This window comes from Verrucomicrobium sp. BvORR106, assembly GCF_000739655.1.
Taxonomy (GTDB): Bacteria; Verrucomicrobiota; Verrucomicrobiia; order Verrucomicrobiales; family Verrucomicrobiaceae; genus Verrucomicrobium.
Map to the genome: position 1 here is coordinate 1 of NZ_BATR01000040.1, position 17,567 is coordinate 17,567.

A 17,567-nucleotide genomic window follows, 5' to 3' on the forward strand; every position below is an offset into this window, starting at 1 on the left:
CCGATGATTCTGGTCGCGGAAGACCTCGCCAGCGGACGGCTGGTCGCCCCCTTCGACGGACCCCGGCTTTCCACCTGGCACTACTTTGCCTATGTGCCCACCGGACTGGAGGACCAGCCCGGCGTGCGGAGTCTGCTGGCCTGGCTGGACGGCGAGGCGGGGCAGGGGGCTGTCATGCCGGATCCGCCGTCGCCGGTGCGGGATAAAAGCTCTGCCCCGGCAACACCTGGGCGAGCGAGGCGTGCCACCGGAAGTCGTCCGGGTTAAGTGCACCTGCTACTCCCGCACGTCTTTATCCACACAGGTTCTCAGAGATGCTCATCAGGGGCGCTGGCCTGCAGCATTCGTCCCAACCGTCCCATCGTCCGGTTCACCTGCTTCGCCGCCAGCGCGCATTCCCAGAGGCGCAGCACCCGCCATCCTGCCTTCCGGAGCTGGCGTGTTACCTTCGTATCCCTCGCCCGGTTGGCGGTCACCTTGGTATCCCAGAACTTCCGGTTCTGCTTCGGCCGCACATAGCAGCGCGGGCACCCGTGCCAAAAGCATCCATCCACAAACACCGCCACCCGCAGCCGCCAGAACACAAAATCCGGCTTCACCTTGAGCATCGGCCGAGTCGCATGGCGGGAGGTGTCCGGCACGGTGATCAGCGCATGCCGCCGCCATCCCCGGATCCCCGCCGCCCGCAGCAGCAGCATGAGCCGCAGTTCCGTGTCCTTGTTGCCCGTGGACCGGATCAAGGACATCACCTGCGAGCGCTTTTCGGGCGTGAAGACGTCAGGCATGAAGTTGATTCGGCTTGATGGTGGGCGAGTCGGTTGTCTCTGACTGTCTGCAGGCGCTCATGCTCGAACGCAACGGGTTCCCTACAACCCTGGCCCGTTCTGTTGGGGGAGGAGTTCGCGCTTACTCTGGCTGCCAGTTTCGTTGTGGCATCAGCTCCCGTTCAAAGACAGAGCGTACCTCTCTCGCGACCCTTCAGGCCGCCATACACGGGAGGGCTCTAATCCCAGGGTCTACGTCCACTTCGTGGCCTCCGCCCCTGGGCTGAGTTCTCTGGGCCTTTCAGGCCCGAAGCGCTTCGCGGGACGTGGGGCAAGCCGTTGAGGAAGCTTAGAGTAGTATAGCGGTGGCACATCAGTCGCGTCCCCAGTGCCTCTATCCAGCCTGAAGCTTCGGAACTCCATGTTACTCGAACGCAACGGGATCGCCTGCATAGGCATGTTGGCATTCGAGTTTCTCAACGTTCTTCGTGGGTCTCAATTGAAAGCAGGTCAGATCTCGCATGAGAGATTGCGCAGATGTGTTTGAAATGTCATTCGGGCCTGAAAGGCCCAAAGAATCCAGCCCAGGGGCGGAGGCCACGAAGTGGTCGCAGACCCTGGGTTGATGTCTCTCCCTTGTACGGCGGCCTGAAAGGTCGCGAGAGTGGTGCGCGTGCCGTTGATATTTGTTCTGCGGTGGATGAATCCAACTCGACTGTCTCAATCGAGGCCGCCGGTCTTCCGTGGTTTGGGCGGTTTGTAGAACTCCGTTGGAGTTCCCTATGCCTTTTCACGATGCCCGGGGTGGCGACCGCTTTGCGGTCTGACCCCGGGCTGATCTGTATCACGCCGTTGGCGTGGGGCTTAACTTTCGGATGGTAGGGGAATGCCGATTTGCGGAAAAGTTCGAGCATTTGTCCGGTATCGGTGGTTGGCCGCAGACCCTGGGACTATGCCTCTCCCTTGTACGATGGCCTGAAACGCCACGAGGGCGCAAAAAAAGGGGTGACCTTTCGGTCACCCCTTTTGCGTTAAGTTAGGTGCTAGAACTTGGCGTTTGCCGCTTACGGCAGGTCCACTTGGCTGCCGTTCAGGAAGAAGCTGCCGGCTGGATCATTGCCCGGGATGTAGATGAGGTCAGAGTTGACATCTAGAATCTCGTTGGAGGCGGCGGGGATGGGGGTGCCGTCGATTTTGATTCGGCTGGTGCCGAATTCACCCAATGACAGACCGTCATCCACGTTGCCGCGGATCAGGTTGCGGTTGAAGTTCTGAATCACGACGTCGGAGTCATCGTAGGACTCGATGTGGAGGAAGTCCCCGGCTGCAGTTGCCACATTGCGCATGCGGTTGTCTGAGATGGTAGCCTCAATCCGGGAGTCGTCAGCGGCATACAGGTCGAAGATGCTAGCCCCGAAGCTGCCCTCGAAGATGTTGTCGGTGATGACGGCGTCCAGTTTTGAGTCAACGTGGGAATCAAGAACGATGGCTCCATAACCGCTGTTGGTGTTGTGTTCTCCGCGGAACTGGTTGCCGGTGATCGAGGCGATCATCCGATTTTCTGGGCCCTCGCCACCTGCGGTGTAGAGGTTGATGGTGTCGCTCTCGAACTCACCCTGGAAGCGGTTGTCCCGGATGGTGATGTCCACCAGGGCGTTGTCCAGCTTGTCGACATCAATGGCTATGCCCTCGAAGTATCCGTTGAAGATATTGTCACCGATCACAGCCACCAACTCGGAGTCGTTGGCATGGCCGTTGTAGCCGTTGAGCTCGATAGCGCTGCTGTTGTATTCACCGTTGAGGACGTTGTTCGTGAAGGTCACGTCCAAGGTCGATTGACCGTATTTTTCACCCTTCAACACCTGGTTGAGCTCGCCGGGGAAGTTGTTGCCGGAGATGGTGGCGATGAGTTTGGACTGGTTGGAGGTATTCAGGTCAATGGTCTCGTCGGAAACGTAGCCACCGAACCGGTTGTCCTGCACCAGGAGCGTTCCATTGGCAGCTGCTTCCAAGTAGAACGCGACGGCGCTGTCACCGAACGTGCCTGCAAAGAAGTTGCCCACGACGACAGCGTTGAGGGTGGCATCGTCCGCAAAGAGGTCGACGCCGTCTTCAATGTCGCTGGAGCTGTCGAACCGGTTGCCGACGAAGTTGAAGTCAACGGTGCCGTCCAGTGCCCTGACCCAGGCTCCTCTGCCTCCGAAGGTGCCTTCGAAGTTGTTGTTGTAAACATTGGCCGTGAGCAGCTCGTCGCTGTTGCTTTCAATCAAGAGGCCCGTTCCATCACCACCGAAATCAAGGCCGACGAACTGGTTGCCGTAAACGTTGGCGGTCAAGGAAGAGTCGCCAAAGGTCACCAGTCTGGCCCCGACGGTCTCGCCCAGCACATAGAGCTGGTTGTTCACGAGGTCCAGACGCATGCGGGCATCGTCACGCAGCTCGACTTCAACCGCCGAGGTGGCGAGCCCGGCAATGTTGTTGGCGATCAGCGTGTAGTAGTCCTCGTCTTCCGTGGCTTCCACGTAGATGGCCGCATCCGGGGTGAACCCGACGATGTTGTCCGTGATGGCCACATTTTTCACGTCATAGGCTTCAATGAGGGAGCCGAAGCCGCCGAAGCCTTCACCGAAGAGGGTGTAGCCGCGCACCACAAGGGTGTCGACGTCTTCCGCATGCACGGCACCGTTCCAGAAGGGTCTCTCGGTATTACCGCCGAACTTGGTGCCATTCAGACCGTTGATGGGAGTGTAGGAGCTGATGAAGCGGGTGCTGCCCGTCGTGTCGAAGGTGTCTTCGTAGAGGTTCCCGGTGTCGCCCTGGGTGTACACACTCCAGAGGCGGGTGCTGGTGTTGCTGTTGTTCCCTGCAACCACGGCGCCTTCGGTGATGGTGTTGAAGGGGTGCTCGGCCGTGCCGTCGGCACCGTTGGCCTCGGTGTCACCGGTCTGGATGCCGTTGCCCACCGCGCCGCCGTTGTTCACGAAGACGATGTCATCTGCCAGGATGATCTGGCCCTGACGCTGGGAGACTACCTTGGTCACACGTTTGACCTTGGTGCTGGTGGTGGTGTCCACATCCACGCTGTTGGCGATCTTGATCGCGGCGTTCTGGCGGTGCACGGGCTCAGCCATGCGCTCGGCCAGGTGGCGGCGGCGGGGCTTGAAGGCATCGCCCATGCGACCCCAGAAGCCTTTGCCATCGCCGAGGTCACCCATCTCAAAGGGAAGCTGAAGCTGGACACCTGCGGTCCAGTCGCTGCCGGTGAGGCGGTCGTCCTCATACCAGGTGCCGGTCAGAATGACGGCTGGCACGGGGCGGATCTCCACGCCGGCCTTCCAGCCTTCCACATTGCCCGTGCCGCCCTCCTGGGGGCCAAAGGGCTGGTTGTCGAAGCTGTAGTAACCACCAATCAGACGGAGGTCGAAGTACTTGTCGAGCCCGGGAACCAGAACGGCCACCTCAGCGTCCCAGCCTTCCATCCCTTCCTCATAGCGGCGGAAGAGGCGGTCAATCGTCGTCGTACGGGTGGTGGTGGTGGCGCGGGTGGTGAAGAGCGCGTCCTGGGCCACCGTGTTGCCTGTCGCGTACGGATCGCTCAGCGGGGTCGTGCTGCTGGACTGGCGGGTGCTGGAGTTCCGGATGATCTCGCGGGTGCGCGTCTGCTCGGCCAGCTGCTTGTCGGAGAGGGGGATGTAGTAGTTGCCACGAACTTCGACATAGCGGGTGCCGGCTTCCACGCCGACGCCGAGCTGCCAGAACTGGTTGTTGGCCTCGGTGTCGAGCATGTCCACGAAGACGTTCGCACCGATGAAGAAGCCTTCCTCAAGGAACCCGGCCTGGCCGGCATCCCTGCGGGTGAGGGCCGAGACAGGCTGCGAGCCGAAGAGGTGACGCCAGCCCAGGCCGAGAGAGGCCGCGACCTCGCCGCCCTCACCCCAGGAGGTGTAGGGTTCGAGGTAAAGGACGTCACCTGAGAGGGTGGCGTCGGCACCCAGCGTGCTGTACACCGGAGCCACGATGGAAAAGTTGCCCTCCGTGTACACATCGCTGGTTTTTACACCCCCGGTAATCGTGCCGAGGTACATGGGGTGTGCTTCCTGAACGGGATCCAGGTTCGGGTTCTTCACCGGATTCTTGTCGAGAGGACCGGCGAAGGTCGCTACGGGGGAAAGGGAGCTCAGGAGCAGCGCAAGCGATGCCAGCCTGAATCCCGCACGACGAGCGTGAGGAGTCGGAGTTTTCAAGAGAGGATGGATGGTACTGTTTGTCTCAAGCGCGGCGTCCGTGTGCACGGTCGGCCGTAGTACCGCAGGGAGGGAGTACTCTGCGGCAACACTATAACTGTTTCAGATCGCATAGAATATCCTACCACGTGTGAAAAACTTCAGAATCGTTGCAATACTATCCGATGGAATAGTTGCTCTTTGCATTAGTATCCGAGAGAAATTATATTTCCTTGAAGTTGGGCGATGGGGGTGCCGGGACAAGCTGTATGACCCCCAGTTGAAGAAACTAGAATGAAGGGTCAGGAGCGGGTTCTAGGCGTCAACCGATGACTCGGGCTCCGGCCCGTCTCTGCCGTTTCATTGTGCAGATCACATTCTGCGATGACGCATACCAAGGCTTGTTTGAAATGATGTTCGGGCCTGAAGGGCCCAGAGAGCCCAGCCCAGGGGCGGAGGCCACGAAGCGGACGCAGACCCTGGGGCTATGCCCCTCCCTTGAATGGCGGCTTGAAAGGTCGCGAGAGTCGTGCGAGTGCCGTAGACGTTCCTTGGGCGGTGGATGAACTCCATATCGATCATCGCAAACGAGTCCGCCTGCTTTCCAAAATGGCCCGCGCCGAGGAAGCTTGGGGAGCGCGCGCATCCTGCGTGCTGTTCGCGGCATCTTGCCGCGAGCGTCAGTCAACGCACGACATCACATACGGCTGAAGTGGGGAGTGTTGATGGCGGTGGGCGGAAGCGGATGCTGTCAGCCTTCCCACCTGATCATCTCCTGCAACGTTACCCAACGTTGACTCGCTTAGGGCTCGTCCAACGTTGGGCTGTGGTAGAGATCCCCGCTGGGGATCAATTTCGAATTGAGTCAGGCACCTCCAGATGATGCCTTGGCGACCACCCTATCACGTACGGTTGGTCTGTTCTCCTGGCAATACCCGAAATGGCGACCGCTTTGCGGTCTGACTTCGCGCTGTTTTTGTCTCACGTCGTTGGCATGAGGCTTCCCTCTTGGAACAGGGGCCCTCGCTCGTCTTGACCCCTGACCTCAGGTCTGGTGTCTTGGGTCTTCCCGTCTTGAGTCTCTGTGATTGTGTCTCCAATTTTGCCGCCTACTATCCCGCATGTCCGAAACCCACAGCGCCTCCCCCTCTGATCTCGATCTGCTGACCGTGCGTCAGCTCAAGACGGTGGCGGGGCCGCAGCCGCAGCCTTACCGGGTGCATGTGCAGGTGGATGGGAACTTGGTGAAGGAGACTTCGCAAGGGAAGCCGTACCATGAGGTCAAGCTGACGGACGGGACGGAGTCACTGGTCTGGCGGGTGTTCGATGGCAGCCCGCTTTTCCTGGAGGTGCAGCCTCTGAAGCGCGGCGGCTGGATCGAGCTTTCGGCCCACTGGGTGGACGCGGGGAAGTTCGGTCTGGAGCCGCGCAATCCGGTCATGCGGGTGCTGGAGGACCAGGAGGTGCAGGCCATTCTGGCCGGGGACGAGGAAACGCGCGAACGCCAGCGCGTGGACTATCAGGCGATCGTGGAATTTGTCGCCAGCATGTCTGATCCTCGCCTCAAGGGCGTGTGCAGTCTTTTCCTGCAACAACACGGTGAGCGCTTCAAGCGGGCGGCGGCGGCGCGGGACTATCATCACGCCCGCCGGGGCGGGCTGGTGGAGCACGTGTCCCAGATGATGCGCAGCGCGGCCAAGATCTGCGAGGCCTATGCAGAGCTGAACCGCGACCTCCTGTTAAGCGGCGTGTTGTTTCATGATTGCGGCAAGCTCTGGGAGAACAACTACCTGGAGGGCGGCTTCACCATGCCCTACACGCTGCATGGCGAACTCATCGGCCACATCTCCCTGGGGATGGAACTCCTGAACAAGCTCTGGCGGCAACTCTTGGAGAGCGATGCCGCGGCCACCTGGTCCACCCTGCAGCCGCAGAATGAACTGGTGCGACTGCACCTCCTCCACCTGGTAGGGTCACACCACGGGGAAATGCAGTTTGGATCTCCCGTCATCCCCAAAACCCCCGAGGCCGTGGCCCTGCACTACGTGGACAACCTGGACGCCAAGCTGGAGATGTTCCGCAAGGGCTACAGCACGAGTGCCGAACTCGGCAACGGCATCCTGGAACGGGTGCGCCCGCTTACCTCGAACCTGGTCAGGCCCTTGGAGGTGGTGGTGAAGAATGCTTTGGACAACCAAAGAGACACAGAGGAAGAACAAAATTAGGAATTAGGAATGATGAATTAGGAATGAGCTGCAGTTCTCTCGGGTTCGGGCATGTGGGACTTCCATTCTTAATTCCTAATTCAGCATTCATAATTTTTGAGGCCTCTGTGGTAGAACCGAATTGAACTCAACTCCAGACACATGCTGAAGATCCTTCACCTGCGCGGTTACCGGTCGCTGTTGGACTTTCGTCTCAGCTTGGCGCGGCTGACGGTGATCACGGGAGAGAACGGGGCAGGGAAGTCGAATGTGTACCGCTCCCTGGCGATGTTGCAGCGGCTGGCGGAGGGGCGGTTCGCGGAAGCGATTGCCATGGAGGGCGGGATGCCCAGTCTGGTGTGGTCGGGAAAGCGGCTGCAGAATGAGCCGGTCAGGGTGAAGTGGTCACTGGAGCACGAGCGCTTCCTCTATGAAATGGAGTGTGGGCTGGTACCGCTCGCTCCCGGAGCGCCTACGGCGTTTCGCACCGATCCTGATGTGAAGCGAGAAGAGCTCTCTCTGGTGCCGCTGCAGGCAGGTGGGGGCAGCAAGGGCAAGGTGCATCTGGTGGCCAAGCGCAAGGGGCCCATGGTGGAGTTGCGCAGTTTTGACAGCGGCTGGGAGAAGTCGCCGTTTCCCCTGCATACCCCGGAGTCCCTGATCTCGGAAGTTCGAGATGCCAACCGTCACCCCGGTCCGGCGCTGGTCCGGGAGACGCTGTTGTCGTGGCGGTTCTACCACCAGTTTCGCACCGATTCCGAGTCGCCCCTGCGGCGTCCCTTGACGGGGGCCTGGTCGCCTGTGCTGGCGCATGACGGCTCCAACCTGGCGGCCACGCTGCAAACGATCATGGAATCGGGTCGGGGCCATCTGTTGGAAGAAGCCGTGCAGAACGCGTTTCCCGATCTGCAATGGCGTCCCGTGGATGACCAGGGGCGGTTCCAGCTGCAGATCTGCCGCGGTTCGCTGAAACGCTGGCTGGAGGCGCATGAACTCTCCGACGGCACCTTGCGCTACTTCTGTCTCTGCGCCGCCTTGCTGGGGCCCAAGCCACCTCCGTTGCTGGTGTTGAACGAGCCCGAGACGAGCCTTCATGCGGAGCTCATGCCGGCGGTGGCCCAACTCATTGCTCAAGTACCCGAGGAGACCCAGATCATCGTTGTCACCCATTCCCAAGCCCTCGCCGCCGCCATCGAAGAGCGCTGCTCACCCTGCCGTCGCCTCGACCTCATCAACGCCCACGGCGAAACCCGCCGCGCCGGGGATGAAGGGGCGAAACGGGTGTGGGTGTTTGAAGAAAATGAGGAGTGAAAAGTTGAGAGTAAAAAGTGAAAAGTGGGGAACGGAAGAGTTAGAAGTCAGGAGTGAACAGAGGGGCTCAGTGGTCCGACGTGAATTGATCGGAGTGGCTCACGAGTCGCGTCGCGACAGCAGCTCTACTTTTGACTCTTCACTCTCAACTTTTTACCCCTTCTCCCTCATCCCTTGACCCTTTTCCCTTCACCAAATGCGCATACCTCTCCGTCCAGTCATCTGGCAGACGCAGGGGGCGCCCTTGGGGCATTTGAACGAGCGCCAGTGACTGGCGGCAGGTGATGAGGAGGGTGTTGTCCACCATGCGGCGCATCTCAAAGGCACACCAGAAACGGACGCGCTCCACGCTGTCGAGGCGGCCGTGAATGACGAGTTCATCGGCGAGCACGGCCGGCTTGCGGTAGTCGATCTCCGTGCGCAGCACCACGGGGAACACCTGGGTCTGCGCCATCTCCTTGAGGGCCATGCCCAGCTTGGCCGCCAGACGGGTGCGGGCGGTCTCGATCATCCGCAGGTACGCGATGTTGTGCACCACGCCACCGCAGTCGGTATCAAAGAACATGACTTCTTCGCGGGTCTCGATGGTGGGCGTCAGGGGATCGGGGGAGGACATAGAGCGACACTAGACTGGCCGGCTGCGCCGGAGACACAAGACTTCCAGACTCCAGACATCAGACTTGAGGTCAAGGGCAAAACCCGCTGCGTGTGAGACACAAGACGCAAGACCTGAGTCTACGCGTGGGAGACTGCTTCCGCGAAGAGGTCAGGTTCAAAGGAGGCGGGGGTTCCTAGCCCCGCGTGGGAGCGGAGGATGGGCGCGTTCGCATTCATACCTGCCAAGTTACCGCCTTGGACTCAGTGCGCATGTTCCTCTGGCGTACTGAACGGCTGAGGACAGCCGAACTACATTTGAGCGGCCGAGTGCGGGCGTAGTCCGACGGTCCCCGTCGGCTTTGGGAGCGGAAGCTGCAGCGTGTTCGGTTTGGCGGTTGAGCATGAAGAGGTCTGCCACCTCAGGGGCCGCACGTCCGACCGGGACAGGAATGTCCCTTGCTCCATTTACTGACAACGAGGCGAAGCAATGTAGTGCAGAGCTTTAGCTCGTCAGTCGCACCACGCCAACGCTCCCATACCGAGCAAAAGCTCCATACTACTTTCAGCTGCCGCATCCTCAGGTCTTGCGTCTTGTGTCTCCCTCGCAGCGGGCAGAATTCACATTTGTACCGTTGCGTTCTCCAAGCGGCGACCTCTAGCATGCGCTCCATGCAAGGTGAAGAACGTCCTGATCAACTGGTGGATGGCGAAGGCAACCTGTTGGAGGGAGGCTATGGCTGGCGTCAGAAGATCGGGTTGTTGCTGGGGTTGGCGCTGTTGCTGACCACCTTTCTGAGCCCGCCGTTGCTGGGTCTTTCTCCCAGTGCCACCAAGGTCGCCTTGCTGGCGGTGACCATGGCCGTCTTCTGGGTCACCGAGGCGCTGCCGATTCCGGCCACCGCGTTGTTTCCGCTCGTCTTGCTGCCCCTGTTGGGCATTGCTCCCATGAAAGAGGCCGCAGCAGCTTATGCGGACCCGATCATCTATCTGTTCATGGGGGGCTTCATGCTCGCCATCGCCATGGAGCGCTGGAATCTCCACCGCCGCATCGCCCTGAACATCATCCATGCCGTGGGCACAAGACCGCGGGCGCTGGTCATGGGCTTCCTGCTGGCGGGCACGTTCATCAGCATGTGGACGAGCAATTCCGCGACCGCGATGATGCTGCTACCCATCGGCATCAGCGTGCACGGTCTGCTCCGGGCCAGCCAGGGGGCCAAGGGCGGCACGGTGGAGATGGGGGCCGCACTGGTGCTGGCGATTGCGTACGGGGCCAACATCGGCGGCATGGGCACGCTCATCGGTACGCCGCCCAATGCCATCCTGAAGGCCTTCCTGGCCAAGACCTACGGCGTGGAGGTGGGGTTCGGGCAATGGATGCTCATCGGGGTGCCGCTCATCCTGCTGGCCCTGCCGCCCGTGTACTTCATCCTCACGCGCCTCAGCTTCAAGGTGGGGAACGAGGAAGTGCCGGGAGTGAAGGACGAGCTCACCACGCAACGGCAGAAGCTGGGTCGCATCACCGGGCCCGAGTGGGCGGTGATCGGGGCCTTCTCCCTGGCTATTGTGCTCTGGGTATCGCGGGAGGCTTGGAAGGCAGAGGTGCCCAAGGCGCCCGGGGCCAGCTGGCCGCTGGGGGCGCTCCTCACGGATGAGGTCATCGCCATGGGCTGCGCTTCGCTGCTGTTCTTCATTCCAGTGGATGTGAAAAAGGGCGTCTTCGTCCTCGACTGGCAGAGCCTGAAAAAGCTGCCCTGGGATGTGCTGGTGCTCTTTGGCGGCGGACTTAGTCTGGCTGCGTCGTTTGAGAAAACCCAGCTTGTGAAAGCCATGGCGAGTGGTCTCTCGGTGATGGCCTCCTGGCCCGCGCTCGCCATCGTGTTCCTGGTTGTGGCTGTCATGATCGGGGCCACCGCCCTGACCAGTAACACGGCCACCACCACCGCCTTTCTTCCGGTGATCGGAGCCCTGGCGGTGGGGATAGACCAGCCAGCCGTTTTGCTCTGCGTTCCCGTGGCCATTGCCGCCAGTGCGGATTTCGCGCTGCCGGTGGGAACACCGCCCAATGCGATTGCCTTTGGTTCCGGCTTGGTGAGCCTGCCGCGCATGGTGAAGGCGGGCCTCGTGGTGGATCTGCTCTTTGCCCTGCTCATTCCGCTGGTGATGTGGACCTTTGGGCGCTGGGCCTTCGGCTTGTGAAGAGTGAAGGGTAGGTTGGACGGGGCGGTTGGTGTTAGTGCATTGAACCCTGGCGGCGGCGGGCGGGCCTGCACATCCGATCCGGCGTCCCTCCGGGACGGAAGGTGATGCCGGGTGGGGGATCCGGTGGTTGTCACCACCGGCTAATTTCCGGCGTCCCTCCGGGACGAGGAGACAGACGCGGTGGGGGTGAGGCGACCGTCAGTCAGACAACATCCCCTGAAACCTTCGGCCGGGGACGGCGTTGGAGTCAGCCGTCGATTTTTCTTAATGGAAAAATGGTTCGCCTCACCTATCTGATGCGGCCCCGGCTCCTCTCCCGGCCGAATCTCCGTTTCCTCACCCTCCCTGCTCTCACCACTGCCGACCATGACCAGCTCTGCCGCCACCGCCCCGACACCGGGGGCCAGGAAACCATTCTACAAGATCCTCTACGTCCAGGTCATCATCGCCATCGTCATCGGGGTGCTGCTGGGCTACTTCTTCCCCGCCACAGGCGCGGCCATGAAGCCGCTGGGGGATGGGTTCATCCGGCTCATCAAGATGCTGATCGCCCCCATCATCTTCTGCACCGTGGTGGTGGGAATCGCCGGGATGGAGGACATGAAGAAGGTGGGTAAGACCGGTGGTCTGGCCCTGCTGTACTTCGAGGTGGTGAGCACTCTCGCGTTGATCGTGGGCCTCCTCATGATCAACATCATCCAGCCGGGCAAGGGGATGAACATCGATCCTGCCACGCTGGACACGGCCTCGGTGGCCCAGTACTCCGGGCCGGGGAAAATGCAGTCCACCACGGACTTCCTCCTCAACATCATTCCCACCAGCGCGGTGGACGCCTTTGCAAAAGGGGAGATCCTCCAGGTGCTCTTGTTCGCCGTCCTGTTCGGTTTTGCCCTGCACCGTTTCGGAGGGCGCGGCACGCTGGTGTTTGATGTCATCGAGAAGACTTCACACGTGCTCTTCGGCATTGTGGGCATTGTCATGAAGGTCGCGCCCATCGGTGCCTTTGGCGCCATGGCCTTCACCATCGGCAAGTACGGCGTGGACTCGCTTTTCTCCCTGGGCAAGCTCATGGGCACCTTCTACGCCACCTGCCTGCTCTTTATCTTCCTGGTGCTGGGGCTCATCACCAGGTTGCACGGGTTCAGCGTCTGGAAGTTCATCAAGTACATCAAGGAAGAGCTCCTCATTGTGCTGGGCACCTCCTCCTCGGAGTCCGTGCTGCCCCGCATCATGGCCAAGCTGGAGAACTTGGGCGTGCAGAAGTCCACGGTGGGTCTCGTGGTGCCCACGGGGTACTCGTTCAACCTGGATGGCACTTCCATTTACCTGACCATGGCCGCGGTGTTCATCGCCCAGGCCACGAACACCCCGCTGGATCTCCAGCACCAGATCACCCTGTTGCTGGTGCTGCTCCTGACCTCGAAAGGGGCTGCCGGGGTGACCGGCAGCGGCTTCATCGTCCTCGCGGCCACGCTCTCCGCGGTCGGCCATGTGCCGGTGGCCGGGCTGGCCCTCATCTTGGGCATCGACCGCTTCATGTCTGAGGCCCGGGCCCTGACCAACCTTGTGGGCAACGGTGTGGCTGCCATCGTGGTGGGCAAATGGTGCGGGGAGGTGGACGAAGCCACCCTGCGCCGCCGTCTGAACAACGAAACCGAGGTCGAGGCCAGCACCCCTGAGGTGGTTCTGGACCGGAAAGAGGCCCACATGGCCGTGGATGATGCCGTGCCGCCGTCTGCCCCGCAACCGTAAGCTGAGGTGGGAGGCGACGCGATTCAGCGGACGTCCGAAAAATGGCGTCCGCTCCTTCTTCCGGCATCCGATCAATGAACACAATGCCCGATTGTGGCTCCAACTCCGGCGTAACACCCCGCCCAGACCGGGCGGGGGCCTGCCGTTCTGCCCTTTGACAACCCTCCGCTCCCCCTGAACTCCTGCTTTGCACGCCCCCAGCGCGGGTGCTAGACTCCCTTTCCCCTCATCCTTCTATGGAATCAGTCCTCAACGCCCTCCATTACGCCGGCATCATCTTCCTCGTCATCATGGTATTCAACCTGATGATCCTCGTACACGAGTGGGGCCATTTCCTGGCAGCACGGTGGCGGGGGCTGAAGGTGGACAAGTTCCAGATCTGGTTCGGAGCCCCCATCTGGAAGAAGACCTACAACGGTGTGCAGTACGGCCTCGGTTGGATTCCCGCCGGTGGTTTCGTGGCCCTGCCCCAGATGGCACCTATGGAGGCGATCGAAGGCGGCAGCGGTGAGCGCGAGCAGCTCCCGCCCATCAGCCCTCTCGACAAGATCATCGTCGCATTCGCGGGCCCGCTCTTCAGCTTCATGCTGGCCTGCTTGTTCGCCGCCATCGTGTTCAAGGTGGGCAAGCCCGAGCAGGAAGGCATGGTCACCACCACGATCGGGTGGGTGGCCCCGGACAGCAACGCCGACAAAGGCGGCCTGAAGGCGGGCGACAAGATCCTGGAAATCGACGGCCGTCCGGTGAGGACCTTCGGCGGTCTCGTGGACAGCGTCCGCTGGAACGTGGTTTCCAGTGAGAACAATCCCATCCCCTTCCTGGTGGAGCGTCCTGGCCAGCCCAAGGCGCTGCTCATCCCGGTGACGGCGGAGGTCGTGGAAAAGGAGAAGGGCTCCATCTTCTCCTTCCTCTTCAAGCGCAAGCAGCTCCGTGAGGTGGGCATCGCCGGGAAGCAGACTCCCATGGTAGCCGGCACCCAGGAAAACAGCCCGGCTGCTGAAGCAGGCATCCAGGCCACAGACCTCATCACCTCCGTGGACGGGCAGGAACTCCTCAGCCTCTATCAGCTGGGTGACTACATTGAGAAGAACCCCAGCAAGAAACTGGAGCTGGGCATTGTGCGGGACAAAGGGAAGCCGACTGAGAAGTCGCTGACCGTGCACGTCACTCCCCGCCTGCCGGACGTCCGCCCGGATGATGACAAGGGCCGTCAGCTCATCGGCGTGATTTGGGATCAGAATGGTCTGCGCCAGATCTCCCATCCGCGTCCCTGGACGCAGATCCAGGATGCGATCAAGACGATGGGGGCCACCATTTCCGCCATCATCTCCCGCAAGTCCGAGATCAATATGGGCCACCTGAGCGGCCCCATCGGCATCGGCCGCGCTTACTACACCCTGCTGGATGATCCCTACGGGCTTCAGCGCATTCTGTGGTTCAGCGTGGTGCTGAATGTGAACCTGGCCATCATGAACATGCTGCCGTTCCCGGTGCTGGATGGGGGTCACATCACGATGGCGCTGTTGGAGTGGATCCGCCGCCGCCCGATCAACATCCGCATCCTGGAGGTCGTCCAGATGGTCTGTGTGTTCCTTCTGCTGGGCTTCATGGTCTTCGTGAGCATGAAAGACGCCGGTGACATGGTCGGCGGGGGAGGCAAAGGAAGCAAACGGGAGCCCAAGCAGGAATACCGCTTCCTCCCAGCCAACCAGCGCCAGACCGCCGCTCCGGCACCCGGCCAGTAAGCCATCTGCTTCTCCCTTCTCTCTCTCTCTTCCCTTTTCCCTCTCCCTGTAATGCACCCGCTTCAGTACTGCCCCGATCTCTACCACTACCAGCGCCGTGAGACCCGGGAAGTCCGGGTGGGCAAGGTGGGCATCGGTGGCGGCAACCCCATCCGGGTGCAGTCCATGCTGACCTCGGACACGCGTGATACGGAGGCCTGTATCCAGCAGACGCTGGACCTGGTGGCGGTGGGGTGTGAGATCGTCCGTATCACCGCCCAGACGCGGCCCATTGCGGAGAATCTCCAGAACATCAAAGCAGGTCTCCTGGCCGCCGGCTGCGATGTGCCGCTGGTCGCGGACATCCACTTCAAGCCCGACGCCGCCATGGAAGCGGCCAAGTGGGTGGAGAAGGTGCGTGTGAATCCCGGCAACTTCGTGGACAAGAAGAAGTTCGCGATCCGCGAGTACACGGATGACCAGTACGCGGAGGAACTGGGGCGCATCGAAGAGGAGTTCATCCCGCTCGTAGAGCTCTGCAAGTCCAAGGACCGCGCCATGCGCATCGGGACCAATCACGGCTCCCTGAGCGACCGCATCATGAACCGCTACGGCGATACGCCGCTGGGCATGGTGGAGAGCGCCCTGGAGTTCGCCCGCGTGGCTCGCCAGCAGGACTATCACAACTTCGTCTTCTCCATGAAGGCGAGCAATCCCAAGGTCATGATCGAGGCCTACCGCCTCCTCGTGGCCCGGCTCAATGACCTCGGTGGGGACTGGAACTACCCCATCCACCTCGGCGTGACGGAGGCTGGCGACGGTGAGGATGGGCGCATCAAGAGCGCCATCGGCATCGGCTCCCTCCTGGCAGACGGCATTGGCGATACCGTGCGCGTGAGCCTCACGGAGGACGCCGTCTATGAGATCCCGGTGGCCCAGACTCTGGTGCAGCCCTACAACGAGGGGCTCCCGGCCCAGTTTGAGGGCGTGAGCAATCCTTCGCCCGTCAGCTATGATCCCTTTGAGTTCGAGCGCCGTCAGTCCTCGGTGTTGAAGGTGAACGGCGTGAGCGTGGGTGGCCACGAGACCATGGCCGTCTTCACCAGCCGGCGGAAGTGGGACGCCGTCGCCCATAAGATCGACAAGCTCGGCGACTACAAGCCCGAGGTGGTGGTGGAGGACAGCGAGGTGGTCGCCCTGGACCCCCGCGACGATGCCGCCATCACCTATGTCAACAGCTCCACCAGCCCCTGTCTGGTGACGGTGAAGGACGGGATCAATCTCCCGGTCATCGCTGCCTTCCGCCTGCTTTCTTCACGATTGGAGTCGCGCCACCCGATCCTGCTCAAGGACACCTTCACGCCCGCCACAGAGCCCAAGGTGGACTTCGTGCCCACGCTGCTGGCGGCGGCCACGAACATCGGCTCCCTGCTGTGCGATGGCATTGGCGATGCCATTCTGGTGCAGGGCGAGGAGGCCCCCGGCCAGTCCTTCCGCATCTCCTACAACATCCTCCAGGCCGCGGGCACCCGCATTTTCAAGACGGACTATGTGGCCTGCCCGAGCTGCGGCCGCACCCTCTTCAACCTCCAGACCACCACGCAGAAGATCCGCGCGGCCACGGGCCACCTCAAAGGGGTCCGCATCGCCGTCATGGGCTGCATCGTGAACGGTCCCGGTGAGATGGCCGATGCTGACTTCGGCTACGTGGGCGGAGCGCCAGACAAGATCAACCTCTACGTCGGCAAGACCGCCGTGAAGTTCAACATCCCCGAAGGCGAGGCCGTGGAGCGCCTGATCGATCTGATCAAGGAGCACAACCGCTGGGTGGATGCCCCAACCGCCCCGGTGGAAGCGGCCTGATTTCCCTGAGATTGAGTTGAGTTGACCAAGCTTTGCCGTCTGAACCCAACTTCCCAGTGGAGTTGGGCCAGACCGCCCCGACATCCGGCATGACCCCTGTTTTTGTCCCCGAAGACTACTTCCAGCATCACGATCCCCACGCGCTCTTTCCGGAAACGGGAGACCGCCCCCTTGAACTGGATCTTGGTTGTGGAGACGGCACCTTCCTCATCGAAATGGCCACCGCCCACCCGGATCGGAACTTTCTGGGCGTGGAGCGCCTGATTGGCCGGGTGGAGAAGACCGCCCGCCGGATCGAGCAGCGGGGGCTGAAGAACGCCCGCGTCCTCCGCCTGGAGACCACCTACACCCTCGGCTGGCTGCTCGCCGCAGGCAGTGTCAGCCGTCTGCACCTGCTCTGTCCGGACCCCTGGCCCAAGAAGAAACACCACGGCCGCCGCCTGCCCAACAGCGTCGCCTTCCTGGAGTCCCTGGAGCGCGTGCTTGTCCCGGGCGGGGAGTTTCTGCTGAAGTCAGACGACCTCCCGTACTACGAAAACGCCCTGGAATCCTTGGCCCAGCGTCCCGCCATGACCCGCCTGGAGTGGCCAGACGGAGCCTTCTACTACCCCACGACCGACTTCGAGAAACAGTGGGTGGCCCTGGGGAAACAGATCTATCGGGCGAGATGGCAGAGAGAGTAGGGATCAAAAAATTAGGAATGCTGAATTAGGAATTATGAATGGAGTTCCCTCGGGCGTCCGACAGCTCATTTCTAATTCATCATTCCTAATTCCTAATTTTTGTTTTCCTCTGTGTTCTCTGTGCCTCTGTGGTTGAACTTCAACGTTCTCCCACCCCTGACTCCCAAAGTTGCCCGAAAGAAGCGGGTTATCTCTACCTTGGCCCAATCCATGCTTGGCATATCGCAACTGACGCTCCCACGTC

10 protein-coding genes and 1 pseudogene are annotated in these 17,567 nt (G+C 61.3%); 8 read left to right on the forward strand and 3 right to left on the reverse strand.

Annotated elements, in window-relative coordinates; genetic code table 11:
• Nucleotides 1–267 (forward strand): annotated as a pseudogene (locus tag BV106_RS06100) (hypothetical protein); the annotation flags it as partial.
• Nucleotides 268–308: 41 nt separating this feature from the next.
• On the opposite strand, the gene BV106_RS06105 reads toward BV106_RS06100, so the two are convergent.
• Both BV106_RS06105 and BV106_RS06110 read right to left on the reverse strand, forming a co-directional pair.
• Nucleotides 309–785, reverse strand: a complete 477-nt coding sequence (locus tag BV106_RS06105; RefSeq protein ID WP_038162067.1) for a very short patch repair endonuclease — start codon at nt 783–785, stop codon at nt 309–311.
• A gap of 1,043 nt (nt 786–1,828) precedes the next feature.
• Nucleotides 1,829–5,008, reverse strand: a complete 3,180-nt coding sequence (locus tag BV106_RS06110; RefSeq protein WP_265595383.1) for an inverse autotransporter beta domain-containing protein — start codon at nt 5,006–5,008, stop codon at nt 1,829–1,831.
• A 1,100-nt stretch (nt 5,009–6,108) separates the two neighbouring features.
• Here BV106_RS06110 and BV106_RS35120 point away from each other — a divergent pair.
• Complete coding sequence (locus BV106_RS35120) at nt 6,109–7,212, forward strand: HD domain-containing protein (protein ID WP_051945236.1); 1,104 nt, start codon at nt 6,109–6,111, stop codon at nt 7,210–7,212.
• Nucleotides 7,213–7,353: 141 nt separating this feature from the next.
• Nucleotides 7,354–8,502 carry an AAA family ATPase gene (locus tag BV106_RS06120; RefSeq protein WP_038162073.1) on the forward strand — a complete coding sequence of 383 codons (1,149 nt, stop codon included), beginning with the start codon at nt 7,354–7,356 and terminating at the stop codon, nt 8,500–8,502.
• A 145-nt stretch (nt 8,503–8,647) separates the two neighbouring features.
• Here the strand turns inward: BV106_RS06120 and BV106_RS06125 are convergent, their stop codons facing one another.
• Nucleotides 8,648–9,118 carry a thioesterase family protein gene (locus BV106_RS06125; protein WP_051945238.1) on the reverse strand — a complete coding sequence of 157 codons (471 nt, stop codon included), beginning with the start codon at nt 9,116–9,118 and terminating at the stop codon, nt 8,648–8,650.
• A 650-nt stretch (nt 9,119–9,768) separates the two neighbouring features.
• Between BV106_RS06125 and BV106_RS06130 the strand changes: the two genes are divergently transcribed.
• From BV106_RS06130 to trmB, 5 genes are all read left to right on the forward strand, one after another.
• On the forward strand, nt 9,769–11,298 hold the full coding sequence (locus tag BV106_RS06130; protein WP_038162189.1) for an SLC13 family permease: 1,530 nt from the start codon (nt 9,769–9,771) through the stop codon (nt 11,296–11,298).
• 369 nt (nt 11,299–11,667) lie between these two features.
• On the forward strand, nt 11,668–13,053 hold the full coding sequence (locus BV106_RS06135) for a dicarboxylate/amino acid:cation symporter (RefSeq protein ID WP_038162076.1): 1,386 nt from the start codon (nt 11,668–11,670) through the stop codon (nt 13,051–13,053).
• Between the two features lie 236 nt (nt 13,054–13,289).
• Nucleotides 13,290–14,798, forward strand: coding sequence for an RIP metalloprotease RseP (gene rseP, locus BV106_RS06140; protein ID WP_051945241.1), 1,509 nt, complete (start codon nt 13,290–13,292; stop codon nt 14,796–14,798).
• Between the two features lie 51 nt (nt 14,799–14,849).
• Entirely contained in the window at nt 14,850–16,640 is a 1,791-nt protein-coding gene (gene ispG / locus BV106_RS06145; RefSeq protein ID WP_038162080.1) for a (E)-4-hydroxy-3-methylbut-2-enyl-diphosphate synthase, read from the forward strand.
• An 89-nt stretch (nt 16,641–16,729) separates the two neighbouring features.
• Nucleotides 16,730–17,323 carry a tRNA (guanosine(46)-N7)-methyltransferase TrmB gene (gene trmB / locus BV106_RS06150; RefSeq protein WP_038162195.1) on the forward strand — a complete coding sequence of 198 codons (594 nt, stop codon included), beginning with the start codon at nt 16,730–16,732 and terminating at the stop codon, nt 17,321–17,323.
• Nucleotides 17,324–17,567 lie beyond the last annotated feature (244 nt).